The 10,952-nt window shown below is 70.7% G+C and carries 10 protein-coding genes, 1 tRNA gene and 1 pseudogene; 3 read left to right on the top strand and 9 right to left on the bottom strand.

Features of this window, described 5'->3' with window-relative positions; translation table 11 throughout:
- Positions 1-48: 48 nt before the first annotated feature.
- The 7 genes from QC282_RS31680 to QC282_RS31650 form a co-directional block, all read right to left on the bottom strand.
- Positions 49-738: an LPXTG cell wall anchor domain-containing protein gene (locus QC282_RS31680; RefSeq protein WP_279553045.1), complete on the bottom strand. Its 690-nt coding sequence runs from the start codon at positions 736-738 to the stop codon at positions 49-51.
- Between the two features lie 169 nt (positions 739-907).
- Positions 908-1,414, bottom strand: a complete 507-nt coding sequence (locus tag QC282_RS31675; protein ID WP_279553044.1) for a hypothetical protein — start codon at positions 1,412-1,414, stop codon at positions 908-910.
- A 54-nt stretch (positions 1,415-1,468) separates the two neighbouring features.
- On the bottom strand, positions 1,469-2,071 hold the full coding sequence (gene pth / locus QC282_RS31670; protein WP_279553043.1) for an aminoacyl-tRNA hydrolase: 603 nt from the start codon (positions 2,069-2,071) through the stop codon (positions 1,469-1,471).
- A 72-nt stretch (positions 2,072-2,143) separates the two neighbouring features.
- Positions 2,144-2,737 carry a 50S ribosomal protein L25/general stress protein Ctc gene (locus QC282_RS31665; protein ID WP_279553042.1) on the bottom strand — a complete coding sequence of 198 codons (594 nt, stop codon included), beginning with the start codon at positions 2,735-2,737 and terminating at the stop codon, positions 2,144-2,146.
- Between the two features lie 211 nt (positions 2,738-2,948).
- The gene (locus QC282_RS31660) at positions 2,949-3,929 is read right to left on the bottom strand and encodes a ribose-phosphate diphosphokinase (RefSeq protein ID WP_279553041.1); all 981 of its coding nucleotides are present in this window, start codon (positions 3,927-3,929) and stop codon (positions 2,949-2,951) included.
- 131 nt (positions 3,930-4,060) lie between these two features.
- Positions 4,061-5,506, bottom strand: coding sequence for a bifunctional UDP-N-acetylglucosamine diphosphorylase/glucosamine-1-phosphate N-acetyltransferase GlmU (glmU, locus tag QC282_RS31655; RefSeq protein WP_279553040.1), 1,446 nt, complete (start codon positions 5,504-5,506; stop codon positions 4,061-4,063).
- Between the two features lie 128 nt (positions 5,507-5,634).
- Positions 5,635-5,708: transfer RNA gene (locus QC282_RS31650), tRNA-Gln, on the bottom strand.
- Between the two features lie 360 nt (positions 5,709-6,068).
- Here QC282_RS31650 and QC282_RS31645 point away from each other — a divergent pair.
- Entirely contained in the window at positions 6,069-7,394 is a 1,326-nt protein-coding gene (locus QC282_RS31645; protein WP_279553039.1) for a sensor histidine kinase, read from the top strand.
- 30 nt (positions 7,395-7,424) lie between these two features.
- Here the strand turns inward: QC282_RS31645 and QC282_RS31640 are convergent, their stop codons facing one another.
- Complete coding sequence (locus tag QC282_RS31640) at positions 7,425-7,919, bottom strand: SUKH-3 domain-containing protein (RefSeq protein WP_279553038.1); 495 nt, start codon at positions 7,917-7,919, stop codon at positions 7,425-7,427.
- A gap of 89 nt (positions 7,920-8,008) precedes the next feature.
- Complete coding sequence (locus QC282_RS31635; protein WP_279553037.1) at positions 8,009-8,587, bottom strand: YwqJ-related putative deaminase; 579 nt, start codon at positions 8,585-8,587, stop codon at positions 8,009-8,011.
- A gap of 302 nt (positions 8,588-8,889) precedes the next feature.
- Between QC282_RS31635 and QC282_RS31630 the strand changes: the two genes are divergently transcribed.
- Complete coding sequence (locus QC282_RS31630) at positions 8,890-9,909, top strand: SMI1/KNR4 family protein (protein WP_279553036.1); 1,020 nt, start codon at positions 8,890-8,892, stop codon at positions 9,907-9,909.
- A gap of 8 nt (positions 9,910-9,917) precedes the next feature.
- A pseudogene (locus QC282_RS31625) lies at positions 9,918-10,952 on the top strand (hypothetical protein); the annotation flags it as partial.

Below are 10,952 nucleotides of genomic sequence, written 5' to 3'. Positions count from 1 at the left end.
GAGCCCGTACCGGGCTCGGGGGCACCGCCGTCTCACATCAGGCCCGCGTCACGCCCTGCGGCGCCGCACCACCAGGTAACCGCCCGCCGCGAGCAGCGCCGCGGCCACACCCGACAGCAGACCCACCGGCGCGCCACTGCCCGTCTCGGCGAGGTCACCGCCGCCGCTGCCGCCCTGCACCGACGGGGACGACGACGGCGCAGCCGAGTCGTCACCGGACGGCTCCGGCGCCGCGGACGAACCGGCGGACGGCGCGACCGAAGCCGCGACCGAGGCCGAGGCCGAGGCCGAGGCCGAGGCCGACGGCGACGCGACGCCGCCCTCCTCCTCGTCCTCGCAGTCCGTCCAGAACACCTTGTGCTTGGCCGAACCGTTCTCGCCGTCGAAGTTCCAGAACAGCTTGTAGTGCCCGTCCGGCAGCGACAGGTCCTCGGTACGGCCGTGGCCCGAGGCGTCCAGCGTGATCTCGCCCGTCTTCACCGTCTCGCCCTTCACGCCGGCCGTCGGCGCCCAGGACTCGATGTGCCAGTCCACCTGCTGACCGGCGTCAAAACCAAAAGCGTCCAGATAGAACTCGCACACGTGCGGCTCGTTCCGGCGGAGCTCCTCGCCGGTCGAGGCGTCATGGATCTTGACCGTTCCGTTGTCCCCCGGCGCCGTCGCGTGAGCGACCGGAGCGGCGAACAGAGCGGCTGAACACGCGGCGGCGAATACGCCGGCGCGAGAGAGGGTACGCATGAGGCATCCGTCTTCGAAGTTGCGGCAGAGGAAGATGTGGAGGGGGCGGCTCAGCATCATGCCAGAGCCGAACCCAGGTCAATCACGAGGAGACAACACCCAGTTGTTCCACAACCGTGGACGACCGCGTGACGCCCCGTGAAGACCGGGCAGCACCGTGCAACCGCACTCACACCGCCACAAAAGCCGCCGTGAGCAGCGCGACCCCCGCCCCCGCCAGCGCCCACGCCGCCCGCGTCAGCCGCAGCCCCCCGGCCACCACCACCGACGCCAGCAGCAGCGCACCACCCATCGGCACCCAGGCGTACAGCACACCCGCCGGACCCGACCGCACCACGTCGTCACTGCCCGGCTTCACGACCACCGGGTACGTCTGCCCCGCCCGCACCGCGACCGTCTTCTCGATGACGACCCTCTGCCGCGGCTGCGCACCCACCGACAACGGCGAGAACGGCCCCGTGCACGACCGCTCACCACACCGGGCCACCTCGACCGTGCCGCGCTCCCGGCCCTTCGTCAGCATCACGTGCTGCGCCGTACCCCACGACGCCCACACACCCGCGATCAGGATCAGCGCGGCGACCGCGCCCATCACCAGGACACGGCCGAACCGCAGCGCCACCGACGCCACCGGGGAGCCCGGTGAGCCCGGGGAAGAGGAGACCGCAGAAGGCATGGCCGCGATCCTTGGCCATGCCTGCACGCCCGGTCAACTCCGGTGGGGGACAAGTCAGGAGTTGTACGTACCCTGTGCCCGCTCCAGACCGTCGATCACCAACGCCTCCACCGCGTCCGACGCACGGTCCACGAAGTAGTCCAGCTCCTTGCGCTCCGCCGACGAGAAGTCCTTCAGCACGAAATCGGCCACCGGCATCCGCCCCGGCGGCCGACCGATCCCGAACCGCACCCGGTAGTAGTCCGACCCCATCGCCTTCGTGATCGACTTCAGACCGTTGTGCCCGTTGTCGCCCCCGCCCAGCTTCAGCCGCAGCGTCCCGTAGTCGATGTCCAACTCGTCATGCACCGCCACCACGTGCCCGAGCGGCACCTTGTAGAAATCCCGCAGCGCGTTCACCGGACCGCCCGACAGATTCATGTACGACATCGGCTTCGCCACGATCACCCGCCGCCCGCCGGGCCCCGGCGGACCGATCCGGCCCTCCACGACCTGCGCCTGCGCCTTGCCGGCCCGCTTGAACTTCCCCCCGACCCGCTCCGCCAGCAGATCGGCCACCATGAAACCCACGTTGTGCCGATTGCGCGCGTACTCGGGCCCGGGATTCCCCAGCCCCACGATCAGCCAGGGCGCACTCGCGTCGGTCGTCACGTCCATGTCTCCTTGATACGCGTCGGCCGCTGCTCCACACGGGAACAGCGGCCGACCAAACGATGACAGCGGGGAGGATCAGGCCTCCGCGCCCTCGGCACCCTCGGACTCGCCCTCCGGGGCCTCCTCCGCCTGCGCCGACAGCACCTGCAGGACCACCGCGTCCTCGTCCACGTTGAGCGTCACGCCGGACGGCAGCTCGATGTCCTTGGCCAGGACCGAGGCACCGGCCGCCAGACCCTCGACGGACACCGAGACGGACTCGGGGATGTGCGTGGCCTCGGCGGTGACCGGCAGCGCGTCCAGGACGTGCTCCAGCAGGTTGCCACCCGGGGCCAGCTCGCCCTCGGTGTGCACCGGGATCTCCACCGTGACCTGCTCGCCGCGCGTCACCAGCTGAAGGTCCACGTGCTCGAGGAAGCCCTTGATCGGGTCACGCTGCACGGACTTCGGAATCGCCAGCTCGGTCGACTTGCCGTCGATGTCCAGCGAGATCAGCACGTTGGACGTGCGCAGCGCCAGCAGCAGCTCGTGGCCCGGCAGCGTCAGATGAATCGGGTCCGAACCGTGCCCGTACAGCACACCCGGAACCTTGCTGTCACGACGGATACGACGCGCGGCACCCTTGCCGAACTCGGTGCGCGTCTCGGCGGCGATCTTCACCTCGGACATGATCACTCCTCGAAAGTCAGAAACGGACGTGGTCACCCGGCCACGAACGGCCTGCTACGAAGAGCGCGTCGATAACGGACAGCCGTACAAGCCCCTCACGAAGCGGTACGGCCTCCCTCGCCGAGCAACTTCAGCAGTCTACTCGGAGAGGGAGGCCGCACCCAAAACGATCAACAGGCCCTGCAGAACCCTTACTGCAGCTACTGCGGGATCACTGCTCGTCGAACAGGCTCGTCACCGAACCGTCCTCGAACACCTCACGCACCGCACTCGCGATCGTCGGAGCGATCGACAGCACCGTGATCTTGTCCAGATCCCCGTGCAGCTCACCCGGCGTCGGCAGCGTGTTCGTGAACACGAACTCACTCACCCGCGAGTTCTTCAACCGGTCCGCCGCCGGACCCGACAGCACACCGTGCGTCGCCGTCACGATCACGTCCTCCGCACCGTGCGCGAACAACGCGTCCGCCGCGGCGCAGATCGTGCCACCCGTGTCGATCATGTCGTCGACCAGGACGCACACCCGGCCCTTGACCTCGCCGACCACCTCGTGGACGGTCACCTGGTTCGCAACGTCCTTGTCGCGCCGCTTGTGCACGATCGCCAGTGGCGCACCCAGCCGGTCGCACCAGCGGTCCGCCACCCGCACCCGGCCGGCGTCCGGCGACACGACCGTCAGCTTCTTCCGGTCCACCTTCTTGCCCACGTAGTCGGCGAGCAGCGGCAGCGCGAACAGATGATCCACCGGACCGTCGAAGAAACCCTGGATCTGATCCGTGTGCAGATCCACCGTCAGGAGCCGGTCCGCACCCGCCGACTTCATCATGTCCGCGATCAGACGCGCCGAAATCGGTTCACGCCCCCGGTGCTTCTTGTCCTGCCGCGCGTAACCGTAGAACGGCACGATGACCGTGATGGAGCGGGCCGACGCGCGCTTCAGGGCGTCGATCATGATCAACTGCTCCATGATCCACTTGTTGATCGGAGCCGTGTGGCTCTGGATCAGAAAGCAGTCCGCCCCACGGGCCGACTCCTCATAACGCACATAGATCTCACCGTTGGCGAAGTCGAAGGCCTTCGTGGGTACGACCCCGACACCCAGCTGGTGGGCGACCTCCTCGGCAAGCTCGGGGTGGGCGCGGCCGGAGAAGAACATCAACTTCTTCTCGCCGGTCGTCTTGATCCCGGTCACAGCACTTTCTCCTCAGAGGTGTTCACAGCCGAGTGGAGAGACCTCGCCGCTGGGCGCGGAAGGCCGTCTCAGCTGGTGGGTGCGGGTGTGCACTTATCACGGTACGCCGTATTCAGAGCAACATTTTCCGGTCAGCCTGCGCTGTCCGCCTCCCGGGAAGCCGCCTCGGCAGCCTTCGCCGCAGCACTCCCCGGACGCTTCCGAGCCACCCAACCCTCGATATTCCGCTGCTGACCACGGGCCACGGCCAGCGAACCGGGCGGCACATCCTTGGTGATCACAGAGCCCGCCGCGGTGTACGCGCCGTCCCCGACCGTGACAGGAGCCACAAACATGTTGTCCGAACCCGTACGGCAGTGCGAACCCACCGTCGTGTGGTGTTTGTCCTGTCCGTCATAGTTCACGAACACACTCGCGGCGCCGATGTTCGTGTACTCGCCGATCGTCGCATCCCCCACGTACGACAGGTGCGGAACCTTCGTCCCCTCACCGATCGACGCGTTCTTCGTCTCGACGTACGTCCCGATCTTGCCCTTCGCCCCCAGCCGCGTACCCGGCCGCAGATACGCGAACGGCCCCACCGACGACCCCGGACCGACCTCCGCCCCCGTCGACACCGTGTTGTCCACCCGCGCCCCCGCACCCACCCGGGTGTCCGTCAGGCGCGAATTGGGCCCGACCTCACAGCCCTGGGCGAGATGCGTCGCGCCGTGCAACTGCGTCCCGGGAAGCACCGTCACGTCCTGCTCGAACGTCACCGTCACGTCCACCCACGTGGTGGCCGGGTCCACGACCGTCACCCCGGCGAGCATCGCCCGCGTGAGCAACCGGTCGTTCAGGATGCGGCGGGCCTCGGCAAGCTGCACACGGTTGTTGATGCCGGCGATCTCCCGGTGGTCCCCGGCCACCGACGCACCCACCCGGTGCCCCGCCTCACAAAGGATCCCGAGCACGTCCGTCAGGTACTCCTCGCCCTGACTGTTGTCCGTACGGACCTCCTTCAGCGCGTCCGCGAGCAACTGGCCGTCGAACGCGAACACACCCGAGTTGATCTCCCGGATCGCCCGCACGGTCTCGTCGGCGTCCTTGTGCTCCACGATCGCCGTCACGGCACCCGAGTCGTCCCGCACGATGCGGCCGTAGCCCGTCGCGTCCGGAACCTCGGCCGTCAGCACCGTCACCGCGTTGCCGTCCGCGGTGTGCGTCGCGGACAGGGCCCGCAGCGTCTCGCCGGTGAGCAGCGGCGTGTCACCGCACACGACGACCACCGTGCCGTCGACCGAGCCGCCGAGCTCCTCCAGCGCCATGCGGACGGCGTGCCCGGTGCCCCGCTGCTCCGCCTGGACAGCGGTCCGCACGGCGGCGTCGGTCTCGGCGAGGTGGGCGGTCACCTGCTCGCGGGCGTGGCCCACGACGACGACCAGCTCCTGCGGGTCCAACTCACGGGCGGCGGCCAGCACGTGGCCCACCAGGGAACGGCCACAGATGTCGTGCAGGACCTTCGGTGTGGCCGACTTCATACGGGTGCCCTCACCCGCTGCGAGAACGACGACGGCTGCCGGGCGGTTGGCGCTCACGGGATGCCCTTCGGCTTTGGGGTGGGGTCGGACATCCGCAGGATACCGGGGCGAATTGCGGGGGACATGAGTGCGGGCCCTGACGGGGCTGGTGCCGGTCAGGGCCCGAACTGGGGGCTTGTGTGCTGTGGCTCCCGGGAGAGGATTCGAACCCCTATAAGTGGTACCAAAAACCACCGTCTTGCCCTTAGACGACCCGGGATTACTGCTATGTCCGAATCTCTGGATCAGCCTCGGACACAGCCCCTACTATGCCGTACCGGTCGCCTTCGATGCGACGGTACAGATCGGCTCCTCGCCGCACCTTGATTCCGAGGCGCCCTCGATACGCGTCTCCGTGTTCTTGCGTACCGTTTCCGGGTTGTGCTTCTGGAGCACCGTGCTGTCGTGCCAAGGGCATACCGTCCGGGGGGAATGCGAGGTTCCGGGGGTGGGCGGGGAATCATTCGGCAGTTCGAGGGCTATCGCGTTACTGCGCATCCGTTTCGTTACTCGGTGTGGTGAGCCGCCGGCGCCTGGAACTCGCCGGAAAACGGGGCGCCCCCGCCCGTAGGCTGGAGGCATGACCACGACGGGGGAAGACCAGGTGACGGCCCGGGGAGGGCCGTTGTGGTGGGTGAGATGGCGCAGTGCGCTGCTCGACATCGGGCTGGCCACCGTGTCCTCGCTGGAATGTGCCGTGGAGGGGGTGCCGTTCGCGCGGGACGCCGGGGTGCCGGTCGCGGTGGGGCTGGTCTTCGGGCTGCTGGCGGGCTCGGTGCTGCTGGTGCGGCGCAGGTGGCCGATCGCCGTGGTGTTGATGGCGATCGCCATCACGCCGGCCCAGATGGGTTTCCTGATGTGCGTCGTGGGGCTGTACACGCTGTCCGCGTCGGAGTTGCCGCGTCGCATCATCGCCTCGCTCGCGGGGATGTCGCTGGTGGGCACGTTGATCGTGACGTTCGTGCGGGTGCAGCAGAGCATGGCGCGGGGTGAGTGGACGCTGGGGGACTGGTTCGTGCCGTTCGCCGCGATCGCGACGTCACTGGGCGTGACGGCGCCGCCGGTGCTGCTGGGGCTGTACGTGGGGGCGCGGCGTCGGCTGATGGAGAGTCTGCGGGAGCGTGCGGACAGTCTGGAGCGGGAGCTTCAGTTGCTGGCGGAGCGCGCGGAGGAGCGGGCCGAGTGGGCGCGCAATGAGGAGCGGACGCGGATCGCGCGGGAGATGCACGACGTCGTGGCGCACCGGGTGAGTCTGATGGTGGTGCACGCGGCGGCGTTGCAGGCGGTGGCGCGGAAGGACCCCGAGAAGGCGGTGAAGAACGCCGCGCTGGTGGGGGACATGGGGCGGCAGGCGCTGACGGAGCTGCGGGAGATGCTGGGGGTGCTGCGCAGTGGTGAGGCGGCGCGGCGGGAGCAGGTGAGGCCGGTGCCGTCGGCTCCGTTGGCGGCGGTGGGGGCGGCCGCGGCGGCGGCTGCTTCGCGGGCGGCGGACGACGAGGGCGGGGCGGAGGGGCCGTGCCTGTCGGAGCTGGAGGAGTTGGTGGGGCAGTCCGCGGCGGCGGGGATGGTCGTGGACCTGTCGGTGGAGGGGGATGCGCGGTCGTACGCGCCGGAGGTGGAGCAGACGGCGTACCGGGTGGTGCAGGAGGCGTTGACGAACGTCCACAAGCACGCGGCGGGTGCGAAGACGTATGTGCGCCTGGCGCATCGGGTGTCGGAGATCGCGATGCAGGTGGAGAACGAGCCGCCGCCCGAGGTGTCGTCGGCGTCCTCGGCGCGGTTGCCGTCGGGTGGGAACGGTCTGGTGGGGATGAAGGAGCGGGTGGCGGCGCTGGGCGGGGTGTTCGTGTCGGGGCCGACGGACGCGGGGGGTTTCCGGGTGTCGGCGGTGATCCCGGCGTCGTAGCCGCCGCTCGCGATGTGCGCGTCCCGGGGGTCAGCCGGTGGTGAGGCGCTGGGGTTCGGTGCCGGTGACGAGGGCGGTGAGGGCCCGGTCGATGTCGGTGCCGAGGTACCAGTCGCCGGTGTGGTCGAGGGCGTAGACGCGGCCTTCGGTGTCGATGGCGAGGAGGGCCCGGCTGTCGGTTTCGGCGCCGAGGGGGCAGACCTCGGTGTCGAGGGCGCGGCCGAGGTCGCCGAGGGTGCGGGCCATGTGGAGGCCGTGCATCGGGTCGAGGTGGAGGGTCGCGGGGGCGATCTGGCGGCCGGGTCCGGTGGGGGTGACGCGGAGGGCGCCGAATTCGGCCCAGGCTTCGACGGCGGCGGGGAAGACGCTGTGGCGGTGGCCTCCGGGTGAGGTGTGGTCGCGGAGGGTGTCGGCCCAGATCTCGGCCTGTTTGATGTCCCAGCGTCCGGGTTGCCAGCCGGCGGCGCGCAGGGCGGCGTCGACAGGTACGGGGAAGCGGGTGGTGGAGGTGCGGTCGGTGTGCATCTGCCCTTCGTTCGTCGAGGTGATGGCGTGGTGCGGTGAAGCGGTGAAGCGGTGGGGCGGTGGTGCGTGGCGTGGGTGGGGGCGCGGGTTCAGCCGTCGTTCGCCGTGGGGTCGACGATGCGGACGCCGAAGTGGGCGCTGAGGGCGGTGCAGGCGCGGCAGGGGGTGGCGAAGCTGCCGTGCAGGGGGTCGCCGGCTTCGCGGATGCGGCGGGCGGTGAGTTTGGCGTGTCTGAGGGCTTTGCGTGCTTCGCCGTTGGTCATGGGTTTGCGGGCGGCGCGTTTGCTGCGGGCGGCGTCGGCGGCGGTGAGGTGCCGGGAGATGAGGATCGTTTCGGCGCAGCGTCCGGTGAAGCGGTCGCGTTGGTCGCTGGTGAGGGCGTCGAGGAAGTCCTGGACGAGGGGGTGCAGGGCGGGGGGCCGGTCGCCGCGGGCGGCGGTGCCGGTGAGGGTGGTGGCGCCGCGTACGGAGAGGGCGGCGGCGACGGTGGGGAGGATGCCGTCGCGGCGGTGGCGCAGGAGGGGGGCGTGCTGGGGGGCGGCGGTGCTCCAGCCGATGCGGGGGTCGCCCGGTCCGGGGTCGGTCGCGCGGTGGTCGCCGGGGCGCGGGTCGCCGGATCGAGGGTCGCCGGAACGGTTGGTGTGCGGTCCCGTCTGTGTCGAGTTCATGATCATCATCCCCTCCCGAGCATCCCCCCGGTGGTCACAGAGTGCCAAATGCCGTGGCTGGTGGGGAAGCTGGGGCGGGGCGACACGCCAGGGCGCGGGCCGGCTGTCACCGTCGCGTGACGGCTGGTCACGAAAGCGGAGGGGGTCGTGCCCGGTGCCCGGTGACCCGTGTCGTCGTACCGCATAGGCTGTCGGCACCGCGTTCCGCGCGGTGATCCTTAGAGACGTGACAGTCGATACGGGTCGTGGTTGCCGAGGGTGGTCGCCGCGGGTCGTACAGAGTGCCGCAGGGGGCATCCGCCATGACGACAGGTCGGCTCGGGCTGGGGGCACCTCCCGGCCGCCAGGCCGGGGGACACGCCGCGCCGCCGAACGCGGCCTACGCCGGGCAGGTCGTGAACTTCCCGGATCCGGTCCGTGCCGCGCGTCATCCCAGAGGGGTGCGGGTGGACGAGCGTGGCTACCCCGACTTCTCGCCCTATGCGCGTGCGGCGGTGGAGATCGCCGAGCCGCCGGAGGGTTTCGGGGTGGACGAGCTGCGGCTGACGGACTACGTGTCGGCGAACGCGGCGTTGTCGGCGTCCGGGCACGAGTTGTGGGACACGGTGCCCGCGGTGGCGACGCCGCACGGCTGGACGTGGCATCACGTGGCCGGTACGCGGCGGCTGGAGCTGGTGCCGGTCGAGGTGAAGGCGCTGCTGCGGCACCACGGCGGGATCGCGACGTCGTCGGCGGACCAGGACAAGAGGGGTACGCGGCCGTTGCAGGAGACGCGGCCGGCGCATTTCGGGCTGCCGAAGTCGGGTGTGGCGGTGACCGAGGCGCAGGTGCTGGGGGTCGAGGAGGATCTCGGTTACCGGCTGCCGGGCGCGTACCGGTCGTTCCTGAAGGCGGCGGGCGGTTGCGCGCCGGTGGGCACGGCGCTGGACGCGGAGCTGGGTCTGCTGGTGGACCAGCCGTTCTTCACGGTGCGCGACGAGGCGGCCGTGAACGATCTGGTGTACGTCAACAAGTGTCTGCGTGATCATCTGACGAAGGACTATCTGGGCGTCGCGTTCGTCCAGGGCGGTCTGCTGGCCGTGAAGGTGCGGGGCGAGCGGATCGGTTCGGTGTGGTTCTGCGCGTACGACGACGCGCGTGACGTGGATCCGTCGTGGCCGCCGGCGGAGCGGGTGGAGCGGCTGCTGCTGCCGTGCGGTGAGGACTTCGACGCGTTCCTCGCGCGCCTGGCCGGTTCCCCTCCGGAGCTGGAGACCGTGGCGAACTTGATGGTGGACGGTGGCTTCGCGCGTGCCGTCGCCGTGTCTTCGGTGGGGGAGTGAGCTGACCGATGGTGACGTTCGCGCAGGCGCAGGAGCGCGCGGAAGAGTGGATCAACGGGGATGTGCCGGCGTACCAGCACCGTGAGGTGCGGGTGCGGGAGTTCGATTTCGGGTTCGTGGTGTGGGCGGAGGACCGCGCGGACGGGCCGCGTTCGGACGGCGGCGGGCAGCGGCTGGTGATCGCCCGGGACAGCGGCGAGGCGACGTTGTGGCCCGCGCTGCCGGTGGGCGAGGTGGTCCGCCGGTACGAGGAGGCGTACGGCCGTGACGACGCGGCGGCCGATCCGGCGCCGGAGCCGCCCGCGCGGGTGGATCTGAACCAGACGTCGTTCCTGCTGAGTCCGCCGGAGTGGTTGCAGGAGGCGGCGGACAGGCTGGGCATTCCGGATCGCCGGGGCGGGGCCGCCGCGGAGAGCGGCGGTTCCGGGACGGCGGCTTCGGACGGTGCCGGTGTGGGCGCGGGCGCGGGTGCCGGGGCTTCGGCCGGTGCCGAGGGCCGGGGCGGGAGCGGTTCGCTGCCCGAGACGCAGGCCGGGGTGCCCGCGGGTGCCGCCGGGGCCGCGCCGGGTGCGCCTGCCGGGGCGACGCCCTGGGCCGGGACGGACACCAACGCGGACGCCGGCGACGACCGTTCCGTACCGCTGCCCGACACGGTGTTCGCGCAGCAGCTCAGCGAGGTCCCGGGCGACACTCCGCCGCCCTCGACGACGCCGGACGCCAAGACGGCGCTGATGTCGGGCGGCAGCGCGCTCCCGCCGACGGCCATGGCCCCGGCGATCGGCGACCCGAACGCGCCGGGCGGATCGCAGGGCGCGGGTGTTCCGGGTGTGCCGGGGACTCCGCCGCCGGGCGTCCCCGGGATGCCTGGCACCCCGCCGCCCGGTGCCCCGCAGGGCAGTACGCCGCCGCCCGCGCAGCCGTACGGCTACCCCCAGGGCCAGGGGCAGGTGCCGGCCGCGCCGGGTACGCCCCCTCAGGGTGTGCCGCACGGCAGTACGCCGCCGCCGGCCGCGTCCGGTGCGCCGGGGCAGCCGTCGGCGCAC

The sequence above is a fragment of the Streptomyces sp. DH24 genome (genome assembly GCF_029813775.1).
Lineage (GTDB): Bacteria > Actinomycetota > Actinomycetes > Streptomycetales > Streptomycetaceae > Streptomyces.
The sequence above is the reverse complement of the archived record's forward strand: the minus strand, read 5'-3'. Positions and strand labels throughout refer to the sequence as shown.

Coding starts and splice junctions, on each gene's coding strand:
- QC282_RS31680 (WP_279553045.1), bottom strand. CDS start 738: ATGCGTACCCTCTCTCGCGCCGGCGTATTCGCCGCCGCGTGTTCAGCC.
- QC282_RS31645 (WP_279553039.1), top strand. CDS start 6,069: ATGACCACGACGGGGGAAGACCAGGTGACGGCCCGGGGAGGGCCGTTG.
- QC282_RS31640 (WP_279553038.1), bottom strand. CDS start 7,919: ATGCACACCGACCGCACCTCCACCACCCGCTTCCCCGTACCTGTCGAC.
- QC282_RS31675 (WP_279553044.1), bottom strand. CDS start 1,414: ATGCCTTCTGCGGTCTCCTCTTCCCCGGGCTCACCGGGCTCCCCGGTG.
- QC282_RS31630 (WP_279553036.1), top strand. CDS start 8,890: ATGACGACAGGTCGGCTCGGGCTGGGGGCACCTCCCGGCCGCCAGGCC.
- QC282_RS31665 (WP_279553042.1), bottom strand. CDS start 2,737: ATGTCCGAGGTGAAGATCGCCGCCGAGACGCGCACCGAGTTCGGCAAG.
- pth (WP_279553043.1), bottom strand. CDS start 2,071: ATGGACGTGACGACCGACGCGAGTGCGCCCTGGCTGATCGTGGGGCTG.
- QC282_RS31635 (WP_279553037.1), bottom strand. CDS start 8,587: ATGAACTCGACACAGACGGGACCGCACACCAACCGTTCCGGCGACCCT.